The sequence below is a fragment of the Cupriavidus sp. 8B genome (assembly GCF_054589115.1).
The window spans coordinates 39,265-61,653 of record NZ_BAAILO010000288.1; the positions used below are offsets into that span (position 1 = coordinate 39,265).

Here is a 22,389-nt window from a genome sequence, read left to right on the forward strand (position 1 = left end):
GCCGCATTCAGCGCGGCGCAGCTCCCCGTGGGCGGCGTTTCATGCCACCGGCCATCGGCGTGAAAGGTGTTTTCATAGTTCTCGCGCTTGCCACTGCGCGAGGCTGACATTCCACATGCGCAGGACCTCCGGCACCCCTGTCTGCTCAAATCTGATTGCTTGCGCCAATGCTATTCCCTTGAAGTGCGCTGCAGCAGTGCTTTGCGATACATTCACCCTTTGTCTATTCTCGGATCGCACCGGGTCAACCTGCTTGGCCGATCACGACAAGTTGTTTGCAATTCGCGAAAACAGAGGGAAAACCCTGCCAAGACATAGTGAGCGCCATAGTCACCAGGCATGGCTCCTTTCAGGTCTGATGCTTACGTGCCGCGCCTGTGACGTCGAGCCATATGCGTACCTGCACCACTTGCTCACCGAGCTGCCGCAGCGTGCGCTGTGCTGATGTCTGCGCCACCGTGCACTTCCCTCATCAGCGTTATCCGGCAACACACCGTGCTGGAACGTTACGGGTAACCACCGACTCCTCGAGATGTGCTGAATCTGGCGCTTATGGTGATCCAGTGCTCCCTGTGTCAGCGGATGACTGTCATAAATGGCCAAGTTCATGGCGTGCAAGGTAAAGCGGGAAGTAGCGCCAGGCTAGATGATCCGCTGCGAGAAGTCCTTATCGAGGATCGTGTCGTCGAACGTGATGCAACCTTGCTCGTGGGCGTCGATCTGTTCACGCACGGGTCGGCAGGTTACCCGCGTTTGTCCGCGCAAGCAGACCCGTGAAGTTGGTTCCGCAATTGTGCGCCGATGCCCGACGAAATCGAGACGACGAGCCACGACGCGGCAGCTGACATCAGCAACCACGGCCTCTCATGCTGAGGTTCATCATGTTAGTGCCCGCCTTCGTTCCGTGTGTTCTGGTCATAGATCGATGATCTCCCGCGCGGTGAATCCGACTAGCGGTGTCAAGGTACAACGCATTCGCCGGCTGGGCCGCAGCGAACATCGGTTTTCCGTGAACACCCGATTCTGATCGAGGGGCAAAACGAGTCAACTTCAACGTCCCCACACAAGTCATTGAGATGCTTGAAATGAGCGTCGAATTCCAAAGCGGGCACAGCGAAACAAAGAAAGCGCCCCGCGATGCTGACGGCCAGCAGGAACCGCTGCCGGCCCTAGCCTAAAGGCCTTGCTTTACACCGGCCACACAACCGCATGCGCCACCATTAGCCATGAGTTTCGAGAATCATTAGAGGAGACAAAATTGAACCTGTATACGAGTAACGCGATGCCGGCTGAGTCGGCTGCGGCTACCACGGGTGCCCGACCCTACGCGTGGGTAGTATTTGCATTGATGTTTTGCCTGTTACTGTCTGACTACATGTCGCGGCAGGCGATCAATGCCTTGTTTCCACTCTTGAAAGTGCAGTGGCAGATTTCCGATACACAACTTGGTTCGATTAGCAGCGTGGTGCCGTTGACGGTAGGCGTGCTGACCCTCCCATTTTCCATAATCGCGGACCGCTGGGGACGTGTCAAAAGCATTGCACTGATGGTTGCGGTGTGGAGTGTTGCCACGCTCGGGTGCGCCATTGCCAGCACCTACCACGAGATGTTCGTCGCGCGCTTGTTCGTTGGTGTCGGCGAGGCTGCCTACGGAAGTGTCGGATTCGCTATGCTCGTGAGTATCTTCCCAAGGCATATGCGGTCTACCATTGCCGGCGGCTTTACGTCTGCCGCTGCTTTTGGTTCCGTGCTCGGTGTTTCGCTTTCCGGCATCATTGCGTCGCACTTTGGCTGGCGCTGGTCCATGGGTCTGATGGCGATCGTTGGCTTTGTGCTGGTGATCATGTACCACTTCGTGGTCACGGAAAAAAAGATCGCAAGTGCGCAACCGGACAATGCCAACGGAACTCTGGCGTACGGGCATGTGAAACTGACACCGCGTGCGTTTTTCTCTGGCCTGTTTCCGTCCCGTTCCGTCTTTTGTGCGTACCTCGGCTGCGCCCTGCAGATCTTCGTTCAGGGCACGCTTTTCGTGTGGCTGCCCAGCTACCTGAATCGCTATTGGGGCATGCCTGTCAGCCAAGCGGCCGTAATGGCGGCCGGCCTTGTCCTTGTCAGCGGCCTTGGCCAACTCATGTGCGGTGTGATGACCGATCGGATCAGCGGGGATTCGTCGCTTAAGAGGTGGAACATGGCCATTGGCTATTGCCTCGTGTTAGGCACTCTGCTGGGGATCGCGTTCCGCTTGCCACAGGGTAATCTGCAACTCGCGCTCCTTGCGCCCGGGGTATTCTTCCTTGCGAGCTCGTTCGGCACATGCAGCGCGATCATTGCTGGGGCCACACCGCCGGCTATTCATGGCTCGGCATTTGCCACACTGACGTTGTTTAACAATATACTAGGCCTCGCAGCAGGCCCCTTTATCACCGGTATGGTGGCGGACGCGGTTGGTCTTCAAGTCGCCTTGCGCTGGCTACCGCTCGCGGCAGTTCTGCCCTTCACCGTGTTCCTCATTGGCAGATGGTGTTCTGTCGCCGAAGCGCGACGCTGCTGAGCGCGCTGCCGGTGTGGCGACCCTCATGAATGTCCATGTAGCGGGCCTCCTGCCGCGGTTGTACTCTCCGCGGCGCGGCCGCTCAATTGCTGTCGGCATTCAATCCATCGTCCCCACGCCCCGCCATTGCGGGGACGATGCAGGATCCCGTCGATCGATTCAAGGTGGGTGAACGGGACGCTTACGAGTCTAGGATGCACGGCCTTTGAATGCCTCAGTTCCGAGTTGCACAAATGCTCGTACCGCTGGAGATATTTCCCGACGCCTATGCGCTAGCGCCAGGTGCACTGAGAGTTTAAAGTCGGCGATCTGTGTGTAGAAGATACCTGGCTGGGAGAAGTTCTGCATTGACTCTGGCACGATGGCCACTCCGTATCCCGCAGACGCGAGGCAAATTGCGGAGATGAAATCCTGGACGCGATACTCCAGATGCGGCGTGAACCCTCCGGCTTTACCCAGGGCGGATAACGCAGACCCGAATCCTTCCTCGTCTGCAAACTGAGGGACGATGAACGATTGATCGGCTAGCGCACGCGCTGGAACTGTCCCTCGCCTTGCAAGGGGATGGCTTCCTGTCATTGCAACCAGTAGACGTTCAGTCTGTACGACCTTCGCGATTACGCCAGCCGGATAGAGCCGTCTGGGCCTGACAATTCCCACATCAATCTGGCCATCGCTGAGCGCTTCGAGCTGCCTTGGAGTTTCCATTGGCACGACTTCGATCCGGACCATCTCATGTGATTTCCGAAACTCGCCCAGCATCATGGACAAAAGGCCGCTGCTTGCGCCAGATGCCACATAGCCGACACGGATGACGCCAGCCAGCCCTCGGGCAGCCAAGCGTCCCACCTGGTCGGCTCGCTCAATGTGCCGCAACGCAGCGACAGCCTCGGCATGGAACAGGTGCCCCGCGTCGGTAAGTGACACCGGCTTCCTTTTGTTGCGGTTCAAGAGCGTGACTCCCAAATCTTGCTCAAGGCGTTGGATCTGGGTGCTGAGCCCTGATTGTGCGACACCTAAGCGATCTGCCGCCTTCGCAAAGTGAAGTTCTTCCGCCACGGCGAGGAAGCACTGCAACTGGCGAACGTCAATCATCGTTTTAATCTCAATTTCGGAACAAAGATTACTGTTTTCTATCTGGATCATATCAAAGAATCCAGATGAAATAGCGCCATACAACATCCCGGAGAGCTATCGATGAATGCCCCGCTTCCTGCGGCAGTGCTTGCCAGCAATGACGAGTCCCGTTTCCAATTGTCTGCCCACCCAGATCACCATCGGATCCTGCATGTGACCGTTGAGCGCGATGCCCTTCTTGGGTTCCTGCATGACGTACGCAGGGTCGATGTTCAGAACCTCGAGTATGTTCCCTTCATGCGCTACGATCTCGCGGATGTACTCGCGAAGCATGTCGGCGAGGACTTCGCTACAACCATCAACGGCATTGTGAAGGATCGGCGGCACGGTGGCTTTACGGTAGGCCTCCAGGGACTGACGACGGACGCCGACGATTTCGTTCGCTTCGGCACCGCCATTGGGCACCTCTTGGGCCCCAGCAACCACGATGCAATGTCGGGCACTTACTATGCTCGCTTCGTGGTCAAGCACACGGACGATAGCGACTCCTATTTGCGCCAAGCCTATCGACTCTTCACGATGCACACCGACGGCACCTTCGTTACCGAAGCGACGGACTGGCTGTTGATGATGAAGTTTGCCGAACAGAATGCAATTGGCGGCGAGTCCCGATTCTTGCATCTGGACGATTGGGAGGGGCGTGACCGGTTTGTCAGTCACCGTCTCGGGACGCAGCCTTTCCTCTACAAGGCGCCGGGGTCCAAGAATGTCAGCGATGATGTCGAGCGCCCGCTCTTCTTCCAGAATGCGTTTGGGTTGTCGATGTCCTTCATCGATCAGTTCGTACAGCCTCGCAATCGCGAGGAGGCTGCATTCCTCAACGACCTGTCGACTTCCATGGAGGCGTCGCCGGGAACAAAGGAAGTGTCGCTGCCCGTCGGCGATCTGGTTGTCCTGAACAACTATTTCTACCTCCATGGACGCGCGCCGTTCGAGAAAAATGTGGCGCTGTTCCGTGAGTTGATGCGCCAGCGAGGCACGTTCGCCTGATTATCGATGTGATCCGGCGTGGCTGATAGTGACAACGGTTGGGCCTGATAGACGTTCCAAATCAAGATGACATCTCAAACAGAAGTTGCGGAAATCCAGGCCGTTCCGAGCGCCGGAATGCCCGCCAAGCCTGCCTATGGCGCCAACCGTCGGATTCACCGACGACTGCGCCCGATCCTCTCGCTTGCCGATTTTGAATTCGCGGCAAAGAGGGGGCTTCCGCGCCCGATCTTTGGCTATATTGCCGGCGCCGCGGAGGATGGAAAGTCGCTCGCCGCAAACAGGACGGCGTTCGACGAGGTCAAGTTTCGTCCCAAAGTCCTTGTCGACGTGTCGGGAAGGTCGCAAGCGACTGAGATCTTTGGGCAACGCTACGCTTCTCCCTTTGGCGTGGCGCCCGTTGGAATCAGTGCGATTGCCGCTTACCGCGGCGATGTGGTCCTCGCGCGAACGGCGCGGGAAGAGCAGATACCTGCAATCATGAGCGGCACGTCCTTGATTCCGATGGAAGCCGTTCACGCGGCCGCACCAGGCACGTGGTTTCAGGCATACCTGCCAGGTGACGCCACACGCAGGGACGCCCTGATTGAGCGGATTGAAGCGGCCGGGTTCGCTACACTCGTCCTTACGGTTGATATTCCCGTCTGGGCCAACCGGGAGAATAACGTCCGTACCGGCTTCTCCTTGCCTTTGCGACCATCTGTCCGTTTGGCATTCGATGGCATATCTCGGCCGCGCTGGCTGGCCGGGACGTTCGCCAGAACGCTCATTTCCAGTGGGATGCCGCATTTTGAGAATTCTTTTGCGTCTCGCGGCGCACCGATCTTGTCGGCCTCCGCTATTCGCGATACGACGGGGCGCGATCACCTGAGCTGGACGGATATCGAGCGAATCCGGCAAAGATGGCGCGGCAACTTGGTCATAAAAGGCATTTTGCATACATCCGACGCCGAACGCGCCGTCGCTTTGGGCGCGGACGGCATCATTGTCTCGAATCACGGTGGGCGCCAATTGGACGGTGCCGTGGAACCGCTTGCTGTTTTGCCGGAGATTTGTGAGGCTGTCGCACACAAGACAACCGTCATGATGGACAGCGGTGTGCGGCGAGGCGGTGATGTTCTGAAAGCGCTGGCACTAGGAGCCCGCTTCGTCTTCCTGGGGCGACCTTTTATTTACGCTGCGGCCATTGGGGGAGCCGAGGGCGTTCGCCACGCCATAACCCTCTTGCGCGATGAAGTCGATCGAAACATGGCCATGCTTGGCGCGAAAACCATCGCGGACGTGAACAACACCGTCATCGTCTAGGGCAACAGAACCGGCCGAATTGCGTCTGGGTAAGCCAACTCGCTCCAATGCGCAGGTGTGTGCGACGTTCCGACCGACCTTGCTGCCTATCGGAAGCGGGGAAGCTTAGCGATCGATTCAGGTCCGCCAGGTAATTCTCGTAGCTGTAGTTCCGTTGTGAATTCTGGTATCCAGGGTGGGAATGGGCATTCACCAGGGTCGGCATCACCGTCTTTCCTGAGAGGTCGACGCGTGCCGCGCCTTTTGGCAGCGTCATATCGCCCTTGTGGCCGACCCTGGTGATTTTCTCCCCCCTCCACGAGAAATGCCGATTTGACGATGGCGGCTCGACCGTCTCCCGGGATCAGCGTGGCGCCCTCGTATGTTCATTGCTTGGGCGCCTTGGTCCGCAAGCTTAATCTGCAAAGCAGAATGTCCCGGCAGGATCAGTCAGTGTAGGTCGCTTCCCGGCCAATTAAAGTCACCCGATGCGCCCCATTGCAGCATGATCGCAACTCGAGCAACAGCAGACCGGGGCAATCCGGCCCCGCCCCGAAGTCATCAGAACTTTTACTTGACCCCACCGGAGATTGCGCGGCCGACACCCGGATAGAACAACGAGGTAATGTTCGAAAAGTTCGAGCGTGAGTACAGTTTTACCTGCATCGCTGTCCTGCTCTGGCCGCAAGTCATCAAATTCACAGTCACTCGATACAGCTACGGCTCCGTCCTTCAGCGGTTCATCTCGGCATTGATTTTCAAGTCCCACCGGGCCATCGGCTTTCGAAGTGGGAGAACCCAACGCTACTATTTGGGATGATGGTTTGGACCGGAACAGTTCGCAACCCATTGTGAAGTCAACAAGTGTGGCAGCACGCTGAGCAGTGGATCGTGGTAAATCGGCACCGAGGCCAGCGGGTCTGCCGCGACTCACTGAGAACAAGCACTTGAAAAAACCCGCTCGCGAGTCGCCGCGGTGCATCCCGCTACCGCAGATTCTGTGTTTCCGGCAATGCAGTACGCAATTCGATGTGGATAGCGGCGGCAAAATCAGCGAATTCCACGGCCGGCTTCCTCTTATGCTGCATAGCATGAGCACGACCGATGCATCCTTGCGCGACGCAGCCACCATGGCGAACGACCACGCTAACCCTCGCCTGGAGGCAGCGCTCACGTATATTCACCGGCACTTGGGCGAGCCCCTTCCGCTGCCGCTGCTTGCAAGCCTTGCCCAACTGAGCGTTGGGCGTTTCGTGACTGTCTTCCGGCTTACAGTTGGCATGACCCCGCATCGCTACATCAGCTTGAAACGAATCCATCGCGCGCAGTGGCTGCTCGGGCAGGGCCACTCCCCGGCACTGACCGCCCACGAGTGTGGCTTCTATGACCAGAGCCACCTGACGCGCTGTCTGAAGAGCGTTTGCGGCATGACGCCACGGCAGTTCCAGACGGCGAGCGCTCCGCTCCCCGCCAATGCCGGCTGCAGCCTGCCCATGCCCCTGGCTCAGGTGGTCGATGGGAACAGCCGTTCTATCGGATAGTGCGTCTTTATGAAAGGCGACTTGATCACGATAAAACTGAAGTACTTCTCGATGCCGATATCGCGCTCCAGCAGGCTTTCCATCAGTTCCTGGTAGTGGTTCACGCCACGAGTTATGAACTTGAGCAAGTAGTCATAGCCGCCGCTGACAAGGTGGCATTCGATGATCTCGTCCACCGCGCACACCGCCTTCTCGAAGCGCGCAAAGTCCTCGCGATGGTGGTCCTCCAGCGTAATCTCCGTGAATACCGTGAGGATATCGCCCAGTTTGTCCATCCGGATCTGGGCGCTGTACCCGCCGATATAGCCGGCCTGCTCCAGCCGCTTGACGCGGATCAGGCACGGGCTGGCAGACAGACCCACCGCATCGGCGAGGTCTACGTTGGTCATGCGTCCGTTCTTTTGCAGTTGAGCGAGGATGCGTAGATCGAGTCGGTCAAGTTTGATGGGGGCGTACATGGGCTTTCAAGGCTGGAATGACTGAATCACATTGTCCCCGCATGGGTCGGCGAGAGCAATCCGGGTGTCGAAAATGTAGGCGCCGCATCGCCTTTCAGTACCCTTTCGCACGGTCCACCAGCCCGATTAGTGGCTCGCCCCGTTGCAGGCGGCGCAAATTGTCGAGTACGACCCTCGCCGCCGTACCTGGCTGCGTCATGCTTGCAATATGGGGCGTGAGCCAGACTTTAGGGTGGCGCCACAGCGGGTGGCCGGCAGGCAGCGGCTCGGGGTGCGTGACGTCGAGAATGGCATCGCCGATCTGCCCCGCATCCAGCGCGGCCAGCAGGTCGGCATCGTCCAGGTGCTGCCCGCGCCCGACATGCACCAGCCCTGCCCCATGTGGCAAGGCGTCAAACACGCGAGCGCTCAATACGCCACGTGTTTCGTCGGTCAGCGGCAGCAGGCAAACCAGGATATCGGTGCGCGCGAGGAACGCATCCAGGGTCTGCGGGCCGGCATAGCACTGCACCCCTTCCAGACTGCGCGGCGACCTTGCCCAGCCGGCGCAATCGAAGCCGAACAGCCGCAGCCGCTCCAGCACCGCCTGGCCCAGCGAGCCGAGGCCGAGCACGCCCACGCGGCGCTCGATTGCCGGACGCACCTGCAGGGGCTGCCACGCTTCCTGCGCCTGCTGCCGCCGGTACGCCGGCATGTCGCGATGCAGGGCAAGCACCGAGAACACGACGTACTCGACCATCCCGTCGACGATGCCGGGCTCGATCATCCGCACCAGCGGTACGTGCGCAGGCAGCGCATCCAGGTCGAACTGGTCGATGCCGGCCCCCGTCGAAAACAGTACCTGCAGGTTCGGGAACCGATCTGCAATGCGGTCCGGCGCCTCCCAGGCTGCCAGGTATCGGACCTTCTCGACATCGCCGATATCAGGCCAGATGCGGAAATCGATGCCAGGCGCCTCGCGCGCAAAGACCCGGGCCCAGTCCCGGCCGCGCGCGGGATCCGCTTTGTACAGAAATGTCGTGTCTTGATGCATCATCTTTATCCGAGGGCCTTGTCGGCCAGTGCAAAGTGAAGAAATGGTGCCGTTGGCGAAGCCGGGGAGCCGCGGGCCAGCACAGTCGCGTCGGCGACGTGCGCCAGGCCCAGGCAGCCCAGCCAGTCCTCGAATTCGCCATCGGCATGGACGTCCAGGCGCAGCACCCGTCCGGTCACCAGGCCGGCCAGGTGCGCGATCATGGCCTTGGCCGACATCGCACAGGGTGCGACCACGGGGCCAACCATCGCGCCGCGGCCGAAGCGCCGAATGATCGCGAAGCCGCGGGGCCCGTCGGGGTGATCGAGCACCACCGTGCCGATCGACTGGCGCAGCCAGGCCTGGATCAGCGACGGGCGTGCAACACCGCGGGCCCCCTCCTCCATCCCGACCAGCAGTTGCAGGTCATTGCGTCCGCCAGGCCGCAGGCGGCAGCCTTCAGGCAGCGCCATCAACGGCGCCGGCAACGCTTTACCCTCGTATTGATGCACCTCACCGATGCGCTCGAACCCCCTGCGCGCATAGAAGCGATGCAGCTTCCCGGGGGCGTGAAGCAGCACGGTGCGGTCTTCCAGGCCGGCACACAGCGCCTCCAGCAACATGCTGCCAATCCCTCGTTCGCGGAAAGCCGGGGCTACGATAAGCAGCCCGACCGACGCGTCGCGCTCGTCCCATAGCCAGCGCATGCCGACACCGACAACCGCCCCGCCGACTTCGGCGACGCGGCCCTCGCCCATCTGGAACAGCCGCTTCCAGTCGCTGGGGCGATGCGGCCAGCGTACATCTTCGGAAAGCGAAAGCGCGACTGGCAGATCGGACTGTGCCATCACGCGGATGGCGGGCGGTCCATCGCTTGCATGGAGTGGTAGCTGCGCGAAGTTCATTGCAGTAAGGGCCAGCGTCGGACGAAAACAGAGAGCCATGATGATGCGATGAACAGGCAAGGCCCGGATAGGAAAAATTTGCTGCGTCCGACGACGCACCGACGCTGTGCCAGGCCTAGGGTAATCCCGAGGATTGTTGCAGTGCACATGCACGCACTCAGTGCACATGGCAGGCAATGCCAAACCGCCCACGCGAAACCGCAGGTTTTACCGCCACGGCTTGCAATACCCCACAAAACCATCGGTCGCACATGCTTCAATGGCAGGGAGATGACACGCTGCGCGCCCGTGCTGCCACAGCAAGAGACTGCCCCGCGCCGCATGGTCATGAATTTCCACTTTCGCGATCCCCGAACTCCGGTCCCCATCAGGAACTATTGCAATGTCAGAGAAGAAGCTGCTCGACGGCCTCATCGGCCCTGCCGAATCCACCCGGATCATGAGCGCCCTGCACCATGGCGCCAGCAGGTGCGACGTCCTGAGGATCCTGGCTGCCGCCGGCATGCAGCTAGACCTTGCCGGCAGCCTAGCTGGCGCGGCCGTGTCGGCGCATGCGCAAACACGCCGAGGCGGTCGCATCCGCTTAGGCAGCGATAATGCGTCACCCGCGCGATCGACTTCCGCACGGTGCTGCCGAGCGCCAGTGCCGACGCGCCGCTCACGCAGTTCTTCAAGTCCGACGCGGCGTGGAACGAGTCGCGCTACAAGGACCCCAAGTTCGATGCGCTGCTGCTTGCCTCGCGCGCTAAAAATCGGCTACTCGTTCGCCGAGCATCTCTGGCTGCCGGCCTGAACCGAACTAGAAAGGAGACACCGTGAACCCCTTCATCTTGCGTCTGCTGGCGCGTCGCGTCGGACTGGCGCTGATCTCATTGCTGGCCGTCTCGGCCATCGTCTTCGCCATCACCGCGGTATTACCCGGCGATGCCGCGCAGGAACAGCTCGGCCAGGACGCCACACCCGAAGCCCTGGCCGCGCTGCGTACCCAGATGGGCCTCGATGTCCCCGCGCCGGTGCGCTATGCGCACTGGCTGGGCGGCATGGTGACCGGCAATGCCGGCGAGTCGCTGGTGACCCGCATGCCAGTGTCGGAGGCCATCGGCAGCCGGCTGCCCCAATCGCTGCTGTTGGCCGGCCTGACTGCGCTGATCTCGGTGCCGGTAGCACTCGGCCTCGGCATCTTGGCGGCGGTCTACCGCGGGACCTGGTTTGACCGCAGCGTCAGCCTGGGCGCGGTGGCGGTGGTCTCCGTGCCGGAGTTCCTGATCGCCACGCTGGCGGTCTTGCTGTTCGCGGTACAACTGCGCTGGCTGCCCGCGCTCGCCTATATCGGCAACGACGATTCGTGGGACAAGATCCTGCGTTCGCTGGCCATGCCCGTGCTGAGCCTGTGCTGCGTGATTGTCGCGCAGATGCTGCGCATGACCCGCGCCGCGGTGATCGACCAGCTCAACGCGCCTTATATCGAGATGGTGCGGCTCAAGGGCGCCACCTCCACCCGCATGGTGCTGTTCCACGCCCTGCCCAACGCCATCGGCCCGATCGCCAATGCCGTCGCGCTGAGCCTGTCTTACCTGCTTGGTGGCGTCATCATCATCGAAACCATCTTCAACTACCCGGGGATCGCCAAGCTGATGGTGGACAGTGTCGCCCAGCGCGACATGCCCGTGGTGCAGGTGTGCGCCATGATCTTCTGTGCTGCGTACCTCACTCTCGTCACGCTTGCCGATGTGTGCGGCATCGTCGCCAATCCGCGTCTGCGCCACCGCTGATGCCTTGAATGCCATGCAGGAGCCGCAATTCATGTCCACTACCTCCAACACGCAAGCCACCGCCGCCGTGAGCGCCCCCGAACCAGGCTGTCGCCGCCCGCGCCTGCCCCGCCTGGGCATCACCGGCTGGATCGGCTGCCTGATCCTCATCGGTTGGCTGCTCGCCGCCATTCTCGGCCCGATCCTGATCAACCATGACAGCACGCCCACGGGCGAGATCCAGGTCTTCGGCTCGATCAGCGCCCAGCACTGGCTTGGCACCGACTACCTGGGACGCGACATGCTGACGCGCGTGATCGTGGGCGCGCGCTATACCGTCTGCGTGGCGCTGGTCTCGACCCTGTGCGCCAGCGGCATCGGCATCACGCTGGCATTGCTCGCCACCGTCAGCGGCCGCTGGATCGATGCCGGCCTGAGCCGCGGCCTCGATACGCTCACGGCGATCCCCAGCAAGATGTTCGCGCTGATCATGGTCGCGGCCTTCGGCTCGTCGGTGTGGATGCTCGCCGTCACGGCGGCGATCATCTACGTCCCGGGTGCGTATCGCATCGCGCGCTCGCTGGCGGTCAACATCAATGCGATGGACTACGTGACGGTTGCCCGCACCCGCGGCGAAGGCACCGCCTACATCATGCGCCAGGAGATCCTGCCGAACATCCTCGGGCCCATGCTGACCGACCTGGGGCTGCGCTTCGTCTACGTCGTGCTGCTGCTCGCCAGCCTCAGCTTCCTGGGCCTGGGCATCCAGCCGCCCGATGCCGACTGGGGTTCGCTGGTGCGCGAGAACATCGGCGCGCTATCCGACGGCAGCATGGCCGTGGTGGCGCCGGCGCTGGCCATCGCCAGCCTGACCCTCGCCGTCAACCTCGTCATCGACAATCTGCCGGGTCGCTCGGCACGTACCGGAGTCAAATAATGGGCACGTCCGTAAAGGTCAGCAATCTGCGCATCACCGCAGGCCAGGCGACGTTGGTGGATGGTGTGGACTTCGAGATCGAACCCGGCAAGGTGCTGGCACTGATCGGCGAGTCCGGCTCGGGCAAGACCACCACCGCGCTGGCGCTGATGGGCTTTGCACGCCACGGCTGTGAGATCTCGGGCAGCATCCGCGTCGGCGCTACCGACGTGCTGCACCTGTCGCCAGGCGACCAGCGCCGGCTGCGCGGGCGCGAGATCACCTATATCGCACAGAGCGCGGCGGCCTCGTTCAACCCGTCGCGCACCATCATGGACCAGGTGGTCGAACCGGCGCTGATCCACCGGCTTATGGATCGCAAAGCCGCCGAGAAGAAGGCGGTCGCGCTGTTCCGCGAACTGGCGCTGCCCGATCCCGAGTCCATTGGCGAGCGCTATCCCCATCAGGTCTCCGGGGGCCAGTTGCAGCGCCTGATGGCGGCAATGGCCCTGATCACCGATCCCGACCTGGTGATCCTGGACGAGCCGACCACGGCGCTGGACGTCACCACGCAGGTCGAAGTGCTGCGCGTGTTCCGCCGCGCGGTGCAGGAGCGCCGCACCACCGCGGTCTATGTCAGCCACGACCTGGCCGTGGTGGCGCAGGTCGCGGATCATATCCTGGTGCTGCGCGACGGCAAGATGCGCGAGCTGGGCGAGACCGACCAGATCCTGTACCAGCCGGCCGACGACTACACGCGCTGCCTGCTGGCGGCTGCCCGGCCGACGGAACGTCCGGGCGCACCGGTAGACCCGGACAAGAGCCCCCTGCTGCTCGAGGTCCGCGATCTGTCCGCCGGCTATGGCGTCATCGATGCGCATGGCCAGCCGGCCTCGAAGATCCTGGAAGGTGTGGACCTGAAGCTGTACCGGGGCCAGGCGATCGGCGTCATCGGCGAATCGGGTTCGGGCAAGACCACGCTGGCGCGCGCGATCGCCGGGCTGGTGGCGCCCTGCCGCGGCAGCATCGCGTTCGACGGCCGCCCACTGAAACCGACGGTGGCCAAACGCAGCCACGACGAGCTGCGGCGCATCCAGATCGTGTTCCAGATGGCCGATACCGCGCTCAATCCTGCACGCACCGTGGAGGAGATCCTGGCGCGGCCGCTGCAGTTCTTCCATGGCCTGCGCGGCGAAGCGAAACGGGCACGGATTCGCCAGTTGCTCGATCTGGTGCGGCTGCCGGCCGGCGTGGCGCAGCGCACGCCTGGCGGCCTATCCGGCGGGCAGAAGCAGCGCGTGAACCTGGCCCGGGCGCTGGCGGCCGAGCCGGAGCTGATCCTGTGCGACGAGATCACCTCGGCGCTAGATACCGTGGTCGGCGCGGCCATCCTGGACCTGATGGCAGAGCTGCGCAAGGAGCTCGGCGTCTCGTACCTCTTCATCAGCCACGACCTGCACACCGTGCGCTCAATCTGCGACGAGATCGTGGTGATGCAGCATGGCCGCAAGCTGACCCAGGTCGCGCACGCGGACTACGACCGCGGGCCGCACCACCCCTACTACGCGCTGCTGGCGCGCTCGGTGCCCGAGTTGCGCCGCGGCTGGATCGATGAAGTCGATCTGCATACCGAGGGCGCGGTGCGCGCCGTTGCCACCGCCTGATCCCATTCTTAAGGAGAGTTTGTCCATGCCTTTGTCCCTCCAGAACCAGACCTTGCTTCCCGGCCGCAACTTTATCGGCGGCGAATGGTGTGGCGCCGCCGACGACCGCACCTTGTCCGTGGCGGACCCCGCCACCAACGAAGTCTTTGCCCTTGTGCCGGACAGCGGCGCGGCCGACGCACTCCGCGCCGTCGATGTCGCGCACGCGGCCTTTCCGGGCTGGCGCAAGACCCCTGCCAAGCAACGCGCGCAGATCATCAAGCGCTGGAACGACCTGATCGTCAGCCACATGGAAGACCTTGGTCGCCTGATCTCGCGCGAGCAGGGCAAGCCATTGGCCGAAGGCAAAGGCGAGGTGCTCTATGCCGCGAGCTATGTCGAATGGTTTGCCGAAGAAGCCACGCGCGCCGATGGCGACGTGATCGCCGCGCCTGTTCCCGGCCGGCGCATGCTGGCACTGCGCGAGCCCGTTGGCGTCATCGCCGCGATCACGCCGTGGAACTTCCCCGCCGCGATGATCGCGCGCAAGATCGCGCCAGCGCTAGCCGCTGGCTGCACGGTGGTGTGCAAGCCCGCCGAGGATACGCCGCTGACCTCACTCGCGCTAGTGAGGCTCGCCGAACAGGCGGGCGTGCCGCCCGGCGTTCTGAATATCGTCATCACCTCTCGCGAACGGGCGGCCGAAGTCGTCGACGTATGGCTGGACGATGCCCGGGTGCGCAAGATCACCTTTACCGGCTCGACGCCAGTGGGCAAGCACCTGGCGCGCCGCTCCGCCGATACGCTGAAAAAGCTGTCTCTGGAACTGGGCGGCAATGCACCGTTTATCGTTTTCGACGACGCCGATCTCGATGCCGCCGTCGATGGTTTGATGGCCGCCAAATTCCGCAACGGTGGACAGACTTGCGTGTGCCCGAACCGCATTTACGTCCAGGACAAGGTGCATGACGCCTTTGTCGAAAAACTTGCCGCGCGCGTCGGCGCACTGGTCGTCGCCCCTGCCACGAACCCGGCCGCGCAGATCGGCCCGATGATCAACGCGCGGGCGGTCGACAAGATTGAACGCCATGTCAAGAACGCGATCAGCCGCGGTGCCCGCGTGGTCGTCGGCGGCGAACGCATCTGCAACGAGCAGTGTCCGGGGCCGAACTACTATGCGCCCACGGTGCTGGTCAATGTGGATGCGTCGATGGACTGCTCCTGCGAGGAGACCTTCGGCCCAGTGGCGCCGGTTACGCGCTTCAGTAGCGAGGCGGATGTGGTCGCGGCGGCTAACGCCACACCGTTCGGGCTGGCGGCGTATTTCTACTCGAATGATGTGCGGCGGATCTGGCGCCTTGCCGACGCGCTTGAGTCGGGCATTGTCGGTATCAACGAGGGTGCGCTAGCCGCGGAAGCGGCGCCCTTCGGCGGCGTGAAGGACTCCGGCTACGGCCGCGAAGGGTCGCGCCATGGCCTCGAAGAGTATATGCATATCAAGTACGTCTGCCAGGGGCTGCTGGACTGATAACGCTCCTCTTCCTCTGGAGCGGCCGGCGCAAGCCGGCCGGTTTGCATTTCGCGGCTTGCCGGCAAAGGCCTCATCCATCCCATCGAAGGAACTGCTGTTCCTCCCGCCACAAAGATGTTCGGCTTCCTGCATGCGGGCATCCAGCCTGACCTGGTCACGGCGGCGAAGAGCCTGGCCGGCGGCATGCCGCTGTCCGGCGTGGTCGGGCGCCGAGATCATGGCCCTGCCCGCGCCTGGCGGCCTGGGCGGTACATATGGGGGCAATCCGCTGGCCTGCGCCGCCGCGCTGGCGGTTCTCGACCTGTTCGAGGAAGATTGCGCGCGGCGATTGCCCTGACCGGCAACCAGGCCCGCGTTCACCGGGACCGGCGAACCGGCCCCCGGCTACTTGAAGTGGGCCGGGAGACTTTGGGCAAGTATGGCCGGCCTGACCGCCAGGGCGCAGGAGCGAACGCTTGCGAAGAAGGGCACAGCCCTGTCCCATCAGGCCTCGAGCCAGACATGCTCCGCAAACGAATAGCCCATCAGCCCACCCAGCGGGATCGGTGACAAGCCCTTGAGCTTCGATGAATGTCCGTCGATGCTGGCCAAGAACAGCGGGATACCGATGCCGGCGTCCTCGTGGATCATGGACTGCATGTCGGCATACATTTGGCTGCGTTTGGCGGTATCGGTTTCGGCCCGCGCCGCCAGCAGCAGCTGGTCGAACTTGGGGTCTTTCCAGCGTGACTCGTTCCAGGGCGCATCGGACTTAAAGAACTGCGTGAGGATGGTGTCGGCGCTGGGGCGCGGGTTGACGTTGCCGAAGCCAACGGGACTGTTGAGCCAGTGGTTCGACCAGTAGCCGTCGGCAGGCATGCGCTTGATGTCAAGGACCAGGCCCACACGTTGCGCAGTCTGCTGCAGCACGGTCGCCATCTCGACCGAATACAGGGCAGCAGGCGAGGTTACCACCGGCACCTTGCCTGTCACGCCGGACTTGCCCAAATGGTACTTAGCTTTGTCGAGGTCGAAGGCGCGCTGAGGCAGGCCCTTGAAATAGAAGCGGTTGGTGGGGTCGATCGGCTGGTCGTTGCCGAGCACCGCATAGTCAAGCGCGATAGCCTTCTTCATCTGCGCGCGGTCCTGCAGGTACTTCATCCCCATCACAAAGTCCGGGTTCATGCCAGGACCCGCGTCCTTGCGCAGGATCAGGTCTGTGTACTGCCCCGATTGCGTGACGAGGACGCCGAAGCCCGGCGTACCCTTGACGCGGGCCACGGAGCGCGGGTTGACAGAGGCCACCAGGTCCATGCCGCCGGACAGCAGCGCGTTGACGCGCGCGCTCTCGTCGCCGATACCGACGAACTCGATCTCGTCCAGGTAGGGCCTTCCCTGCCTCCAGTATGCATCGTTGCGCACCACCACCGTGCGCACGCCCGGCCTGAACTCCTTGATCTTGTAGGGCCCCGTACCGATGCCCGCGTTGAAGTCGGTGGTGCCGTCCTTGACGATGAGAAAGTGAAAGGTGCCCAGGATCACCGGCAGGTCGGCATTGGGGCTGGTAAGCACCACCGTGACCTCGTTAGGACCGGTGCCTTTCACGCTCTCGATCTGCTCCGCCAGCACCTTGGCCTTGGAAGCGGTGGCGGGGTCCTTGTGGCGCATGATCGAGTACACCACGTCGACCGGAGACAACGCCTTGCCGTCGTGAAAGGCGACACCTTTGCGCAGCGTGAAGATCCAGGTCTTGGCATCGGTGGTGTTGAACGATTCGGCCAACGCCGGCCGCGGCGTCAGGCTGCCATCGAGCGAGGTCAGGCCGTTGTAGACCATGCTGCAGCGCACGTAGTCGTTCTGGTTCGATTGCTTGGCCGGATCGAGCGTATCGGAGGCAGCTGCCGTGGCGGCCGCCACGCGGATGCGTCCGCCACGCTTCGGCGTCTGCGCATGGGCCTTGACGGACAGGCCGGCGAGGCTGCCGGCCAGCGTGGCTTGCATGCCGCCCGCCAGCAACATCGCCAGCACGTCACGCCGCGTCGCGCCGTGCTTGAGCAGATCCATCACACGAAGGCTCTCGCCCGGGCCAACAAGGTTCTCGAACTCTTTACGGCTTTCGCTCATCGTAGTGCTCCTGGTTGGTCTGGAAAGGCCGGCAGGCGCGGACTTGTCATGACACACCGCAAATGGCTGCAGGTCATTTATGCTAGTCATGATAGCTCAGCATTTCTCTCTGTTACCGCCTGCGCTACCGCATTGAATTGCAAAACCGGCACCTCCCGCAGACGAATCTTGCAAGTTTCGGATAAACCCCAACTCGTTCTGGCTGGACCGCCCGATGTCGTCCAAGATAAATGCCGGAGCCAACCTTTTGCCACGAGGACAACGCCCATGTTTTCCCCGCTACCTCATGCCCGGGACACCATTGCCGACGACGACGTGGTGCTGCGCCCGATGACCGCCGACGACCTGACGCGGGCCCACGCCCTGTCGCAGGAACAGCGCTGGCCCCATCGCCTGACCGACTGGAAGCAGATGTTCGCGCACGCCGAGGGCATCGTGGCCGAACTCGATGGCCAGCTCATCGCCACCGCCCTGCGCTGGCGCTGGGGCAAGCGCCACGCCACCATCGGCATGGTGATTGTCACGCCGGCATGCCAGGGCCGGCGCATCGGCTACCGGCTGATGCGCGCGCTGCTTGAAGGCCTGGACGACTGCACCGTGCTGCTGCACGCCACGGCCGACGGCCGCGGCCTGTACGAGCGACTGGGCTTTGCGCGCACTGGCGAGGTCTGCCAGCACCAGGGTACGGCCCAGCCTGCCCCGCTGATCGCCCTGCCCGACGGCTGGCGCCTGCGCCCCGCGGGTCGCAACGAGGCCGCCGCACTGCACCGGCTAGACACCCAGGCGCGCGGCATGCCCCGCAAGGCATTGGTCGACGACCTGCTGACCAGCGCCGAGGCCTGCGTGGTGCTGGACTTGGAGAGCGAGCCGCGCGGCTTCGCCATGGTGCGCCGCTTCGGGCGCGGCCATGTCATCGGCCCCGTGGTAGCCCCCGACGCCAAGGGCGCCAAGGCGCTGGTCGCGTACCTGGCCGGCCAAAATGCAGGCAACTTCACGCGCATCGACATCGACTGCGCCAGCGGCCTGGGCGAATGGCTGGAGAGCATTGGCCTGCCGCGCGTGGATGTTCCCACGACCATGGTGCGAGGTGCGCCGCTGGTCACGCGGCCGGGCGCCGCGGCGCTGTTCGCGCTCGTCACCCAGGCCATGGGCTGAAGCCGCGCCAGGCCGCGGAAAGCGCACTGCCAAACAATCTGCTGCCACGGCCCGCATAACAGCAGCGTACTTCGTTCAGCCCCCTCAATGCAGCACCACGCCATGTGCCACCGGCCCTAAGCTTCATGCAAAGGCCAGCCAGTTGTGCTGGCGCATGATTAGACGAAAATGACGGACGCGAACGGACCCTGCCATGACCCAACTCACCGACCTGCCCCAGCTCGCCGCGCTTGACGCTGCCGATCGCGCACACCTGATCCACCCTGTGTCGCCCTGGCGCACGCACGAGCAGCGCGGCCCCACCGTGCTGTCGTCGGGCCGGGGCGCGTGGCTGACCGACGCCACCGGCCACGAAGTGCTCGACGCCTTCGCCGGCTTGTGGTGCGTCAACGTCGGCTACGGCCAGGAAAGTGTGGTGCAGGCCGCCGCCGAGCAGATGCGCCGCTTGCCCTACGCCACCGGCTACTTTCATTTCAGCAGCGAGCCGGCGATTCGCCTCGCTGACAAGCTGGTGCAGATCACGCCCCGCTCGCTGAACCACGTGTATCTCACGCTCGGCGGCTCCGAGGCGGTCGATACGGCCGTGCGTTTCATCACGCAGTACTTCAACGCCACCGGACGCCCGTCGAAGAAGCACTTTATCTCGCTGGAGCGCGGCTATCATGGCTCCTCGTCGACGGGCGCGGGTCTCACTGCCCTGCCCGCGTTCCACCGCGGCTTTGACCTGCCGCTGCCGACGCAGCACTACATCCCCTCGCCCAATCCCTACCGCGCTGTGGATCCCACCGATGGGCAAGGCATCATCGACGCCTCGGTGGCGGCACTGCGCGCAAAAGTCGCCGAGCTCGGCGCGGACAATGTGGCCGCGTTCTTCTGCGAACCCATTCAGGGCTCGGGCGGCGTGATCGTACCGCCCAAGGGCTGGCTCAAGGCCATGCGGGACGCAGCGCGCGAACTGGACATTCTCTTTGTGGTCGACGAGGTTATCACCGGCTTCGGCCGCACCGGCCCCATGTTTGCCTGCGAGGCCGAAGACGTCGACCCGGACATCATGACCCTGGCCAAGGGCCTCACCGCCGGCTACGTCCCCATGGGCGCGACACTGCTCTCCGACCAGGTCTATGCTGGCATCGCCGACGGCGCACCCGGCGCAGCGCCCATCGGTCACGGCGCCACGTATTCGGCCCACCCCGTCAGTGCGGCAGTGGCCCTGGAAGTCCTGCGCCTGTATGAGGAAGGGGGCATCCTGGTCAACGGTCAGCGTCGCGCGGCCACCTTCGCAGCCGGGCTGGATGCGCTGCGCAACCATCCGCTGGTGGGCGACTCGCGCCATCGCGGCCTGCTGGGTGCGCTGGAGCTGGTCAGCGACAAGGCCAGCAAGCGCGGCTTCGACGCATCGCTGGGCCTGTCAGATCGCATTGCCGCTACCGCCTACCGCAACGGCGTCGTGTTCCGCGCCTTCGGCGACAATATCCTCGGCTTTGCCCCGGCGCTGACGTACACCGAAGACGAATTCGAGCTGATGTTCGCGCGCGTAAAGAAGACGCTCGACGACGTACTGGCCTTGCCCGAAGTGCGTGCCGCGCTTGCGAGCTGAGATTGCAGCAGCCAGACCATTGTTTCCAAACCAACGCCGAGCCGCCGCCCCATGCCCGACAACGCTCCCCCACTGCCCGCGCGATTCATGCGGCTGGCAGAATCCGACCGTCCCACCATCACACTGCACATCGATGGCCACAGTGCCACCGCACTGGCGGGCGACACCCTTCTGGTCGCGCTGCTGCTGAATGGCCGGCGCCTACGCGACAGCGAGTTCGGTGACGGCCCGCGCGCGGGGTTCTGCCTGATGGGCGCCTGCCAGGACTGCTGGGTATGGACGCCTGCCGGCGAGCGCCTGCGCGCTTGTTCCACGCTTGCCGAGGCCGGCATGGAGGTGCTGACCCGACCGGCCGCGCACCACTGGCCCGTGACACAAGACCTGCAGGAATCGCTCGCGCGCCACGCGCCAGGAGCCGCCACATGAGCGCGCCGTCAGCATTGCCCCGCATCGTCGTGGTCGGCACAGGCCCCGCCGGCGTACGCGCGGCCCAGGCACTGGTGCAGGCCGGGCTGCGCCCTACCGTGGTCGATGAAGGCCGGCGCGACGGCGGCCAGATCTATCGCCGGCAGCCCGAGGGCTTCAAACGCTCCTACGCCAAGCTCTACGGCAGCGAGGCCGACAAGGCCCAGGCGCTGCACCGCGATTTCGACGCACTGCGCGCGCGGATCGACTACCGGCCTAACACGCTGGCGTGGAACCTGACCGAGGGTGAACTGCATGTCGTGTGCGGGGACGAGCCGCAGACGCTGCCCTTCGACGCACTGCTGGTGTGCTCGGGCGCGACCGACCGGCTCATGCCGGTGCCCGGCTGGCACCGCGCCGGCTGCTACAGCCTGGGCGCTTCGCAGATCGCGCTGAAGGCCCAGGCCTGTGCCATCGGAGCGCAGGTCGTCTTCCTGGGCAGCGGGCCGCTGCTCTACCTGGTGGCCTCGCAGTACATGCAGGCTGGCGCGCGCGTGGCGGCCGTACTTGACACGTCCCCCGCCAATAAATCCTGGGGTGCCGTCGCCGGGCTGCTGGCACGCCCGCGCCTCGCGCTGCGCGGGCTCGGACTGATCCGCGCGCTCAAGGCGGCCGGCGTACCGGTGCTGCAGGGTGTGACGCCGCTGGTCATCGACGGGGACGACCGCCTTGGCGTGCAAGCCGTGGCCGTGCGCGATGCGCGCGGGCGCGAGCAGCGCTTTGCGTGCGACGCCGTGGGCCTGGGCTGGCACCTGCGCGCCGAGACCCAACTCGCCGACCTCGCGCGCTGCGAATTCGCCTTCGAACCCGTGAGCCGCCAGTGGCTGCCGCGCATCGACGTGGACGGCCGCAGCAGCACGCGCGGCGTCTACCTGGCCGGCGACGGCGCCCGCATCCTCGGTGCCGATGGCGCCGAGGCCGCGGGCCGGCTCGCGGCGCTGGCGGCGCTGGCCGACCTGGGGCATGAGCGGGGTCGCTCGCTATACGCCGCGGAGTCGGCTGCGCTGCGCCGCACCCTCGACCAGATGGACCGCTTCCGCCAAGGACTGGCGCGCGCCTTCCCGTGGCCGCACGCGCAGGCCGCCGCACTGCCCGATGCCGCGGTGGTATGCCGCTGCGAAGCCGTGACCGTGGGCGAGTTGCGCCGCTGCGTGACCGAACTGGACACCCAGGAAGTCAATCGGGCCAAGGCCTTCAGCCGCGTTGGCATGGGCCGCTGCCAGGGCCGCTTCTGCGGCCATGCCGCGGCCGAGATCGTGGCGCAGGCCTGCGCCATCCCGATCGAACAAGTCGGTCGCCTGCGTTCGCAGGCGCCGGTCAAGCCACTGATGATGAATACACGTGAGG

At 63.8% G+C, this 22,389-nt stretch carries 18 protein-coding genes and 2 pseudogenes; 14 read left to right on the plus strand and 6 right to left on the minus strand.

Annotation, left to right across the window (positions count from 1 at the left end; genetic code table 11):
* Positions 1 to 343: 343 nt before the first annotated feature.
* Positions 344 to 445: pseudogene (locus ACYP5B_RS28375) on the plus strand (transposase domain-containing protein); the annotation flags it as partial.
* A gap of 197 nt (positions 446 to 642) precedes the next feature.
* Here the strand turns inward: ACYP5B_RS28375 and ACYP5B_RS28380 are convergent.
* Positions 643 to 858 carry a hypothetical protein gene (locus ACYP5B_RS28380; RefSeq protein ID WP_400097142.1) on the minus strand — a complete coding sequence of 72 codons (216 nt, stop codon included), beginning with the start codon at positions 856 to 858 and terminating at the stop codon, positions 643 to 645.
* 400 nt (positions 859 to 1,258) lie between these two features.
* Here ACYP5B_RS28380 and ACYP5B_RS28385 point away from each other — a divergent pair, with 400 nt between their 5' ends.
* Positions 1,259 to 2,554, plus strand: a complete 1,296-nt coding sequence (locus ACYP5B_RS28385) for an MFS transporter (protein WP_400097140.1) — start codon at positions 1,259 to 1,261, stop codon at positions 2,552 to 2,554.
* Between the two features lie 189 nt (positions 2,555 to 2,743).
* Here ACYP5B_RS28385 and ACYP5B_RS28390 read toward each other — a convergent pair whose 3' ends face one another.
* Positions 2,744 to 3,700, minus strand: a complete 957-nt coding sequence (locus ACYP5B_RS28390; RefSeq protein WP_400097139.1) for a LysR family transcriptional regulator — start codon at positions 3,698 to 3,700, stop codon at positions 2,744 to 2,746.
* A 51-nt stretch (positions 3,701 to 3,751) separates the two neighbouring features.
* Here ACYP5B_RS28390 and glaH point away from each other — a divergent pair, with 51 nt between their 5' ends.
* The 3 genes from glaH (at position 3,752) to ACYP5B_RS28405 (ending at position 7,506) form a co-directional block, all read left to right on the plus strand.
* Positions 3,752 to 4,681 carry a glutarate dioxygenase GlaH gene (glaH, locus tag ACYP5B_RS28395; RefSeq protein ID WP_400097137.1) on the plus strand — a complete coding sequence of 310 codons (930 nt, stop codon included), beginning with the start codon at positions 3,752 to 3,754 and terminating at the stop codon, positions 4,679 to 4,681.
* Positions 4,682 to 4,747: 66 nt separating this feature from the next.
* Positions 4,748 to 5,986: an alpha-hydroxy acid oxidase gene (locus tag ACYP5B_RS28400; protein ID WP_400097135.1), complete on the plus strand. Its 1,239-nt coding sequence runs from the start codon at positions 4,748 to 4,750 to the stop codon at positions 5,984 to 5,986.
* 926 nt (positions 5,987 to 6,912) lie between these two features.
* Positions 6,913 to 7,506 (plus strand): helix-turn-helix domain-containing protein, encoded by a 594-nt coding sequence (locus ACYP5B_RS28405; protein ID WP_400097133.1) that lies wholly within the window; start codon positions 6,913 to 6,915, stop codon positions 7,504 to 7,506.
* Here the strand turns inward: ACYP5B_RS28405 and ACYP5B_RS28410 are convergent.
* The 3 genes from ACYP5B_RS28410 to ACYP5B_RS28420 all read right to left on the minus strand — a co-directional run bounded on the left by ACYP5B_RS28410 (position 7,470) and on the right by ACYP5B_RS28420 (position 9,881).
* The gene (locus ACYP5B_RS28410) at positions 7,470 to 7,964 is read right to left on the minus strand and encodes an Lrp/AsnC family transcriptional regulator (protein ID WP_400097132.1); all 495 of its coding nucleotides are present in this window, start codon (positions 7,962 to 7,964) and stop codon (positions 7,470 to 7,472) included. The genes ACYP5B_RS28405 and ACYP5B_RS28410 overlap by 37 nt on opposite strands.
* A gap of 94 nt (positions 7,965 to 8,058) precedes the next feature.
* A complete protein-coding gene (locus tag ACYP5B_RS28415) occupies positions 8,059 to 8,997 on the minus strand; it encodes a 2-hydroxyacid dehydrogenase (RefSeq protein ID WP_400097170.1) in 939 nt (312 codons plus the stop codon).
* A gap of 5 nt (positions 8,998 to 9,002) precedes the next feature.
* Entirely contained in the window at positions 9,003 to 9,881 is an 879-nt protein-coding gene (locus ACYP5B_RS28420; protein ID WP_400097130.1) for a GNAT family N-acetyltransferase, read from the minus strand.
* An 815-nt stretch (positions 9,882 to 10,696) separates the two neighbouring features.
* On the opposite strand from ACYP5B_RS28420, the gene ACYP5B_RS28425 reads away from it, so the two are divergent.
* The 5 genes and pseudogenes from ACYP5B_RS28425 to ACYP5B_RS28445 all read left to right on the plus strand — a co-directional run.
* Entirely contained in the window at positions 10,697 to 11,653 is a 957-nt protein-coding gene (locus ACYP5B_RS28425; protein ID WP_400097128.1) for an ABC transporter permease, read from the plus strand.
* A gap of 31 nt (positions 11,654 to 11,684) precedes the next feature.
* Positions 11,685 to 12,569 (plus strand): ABC transporter permease, encoded by an 885-nt coding sequence (locus ACYP5B_RS28430; RefSeq protein WP_400097127.1) that lies wholly within the window; start codon positions 11,685 to 11,687, stop codon positions 12,567 to 12,569.
* Positions 12,569 to 14,212: an ABC transporter ATP-binding protein gene (locus tag ACYP5B_RS28435; protein ID WP_400097125.1), complete on the plus strand. Its 1,644-nt coding sequence runs from the start codon at positions 12,569 to 12,571 to the stop codon at positions 14,210 to 14,212. Before ACYP5B_RS28430 ends, ACYP5B_RS28435 begins: the two co-directional genes overlap by 1 nt.
* Positions 14,213 to 14,237: 25 nt before the next feature.
* Positions 14,238 to 15,719, plus strand: coding sequence for an NAD-dependent succinate-semialdehyde dehydrogenase (locus ACYP5B_RS28440; protein WP_400097123.1), 1,482 nt, complete (start codon positions 14,238 to 14,240; stop codon positions 15,717 to 15,719).
* 138 nt (positions 15,720 to 15,857) lie between these two features.
* Positions 15,858 to 16,038: pseudogene (locus ACYP5B_RS28445) on the plus strand (aminotransferase class III-fold pyridoxal phosphate-dependent enzyme); the annotation flags it as partial.
* Between the two features lie 167 nt (positions 16,039 to 16,205).
* On the opposite strand, the gene ACYP5B_RS28450 reads toward ACYP5B_RS28445, so the two are convergent.
* Positions 16,206 to 17,825: an ABC transporter substrate-binding protein gene (locus tag ACYP5B_RS28450; RefSeq protein ID WP_400097121.1), complete on the minus strand. Its 1,620-nt coding sequence runs from the start codon at positions 17,823 to 17,825 to the stop codon at positions 16,206 to 16,208.
* Between the two features lie 267 nt (positions 17,826 to 18,092).
* Here ACYP5B_RS28450 and ACYP5B_RS28455 point away from each other — a divergent pair, with 267 nt between their 5' ends.
* The 4 genes from ACYP5B_RS28455 to ACYP5B_RS28470 form a co-directional block, all read left to right on the plus strand.
* Positions 18,093 to 18,980 (plus strand): GNAT family N-acetyltransferase, encoded by an 888-nt coding sequence (locus tag ACYP5B_RS28455; RefSeq protein WP_459571917.1) that lies wholly within the window; start codon positions 18,093 to 18,095, stop codon positions 18,978 to 18,980.
* A gap of 193 nt (positions 18,981 to 19,173) precedes the next feature.
* Positions 19,174 to 20,577, plus strand: a complete 1,404-nt coding sequence (locus tag ACYP5B_RS28460) for an aspartate aminotransferase family protein (RefSeq protein WP_400097117.1) — start codon at positions 19,174 to 19,176, stop codon at positions 20,575 to 20,577.
* A 51-nt stretch (positions 20,578 to 20,628) separates the two neighbouring features.
* Positions 20,629 to 21,003, plus strand: a complete 375-nt coding sequence (locus ACYP5B_RS28465) for a (2Fe-2S)-binding protein (protein ID WP_318234364.1) — start codon at positions 20,629 to 20,631, stop codon at positions 21,001 to 21,003.
* The coding region (locus ACYP5B_RS28470; protein ID WP_459571918.1) for an FAD/NAD(P)-dependent oxidoreductase at positions 21,000 to 22,389 on the plus strand (1,390 nt) is incomplete at its 3' end. The genes ACYP5B_RS28465 and ACYP5B_RS28470, both read left to right, overlap by 4 nt.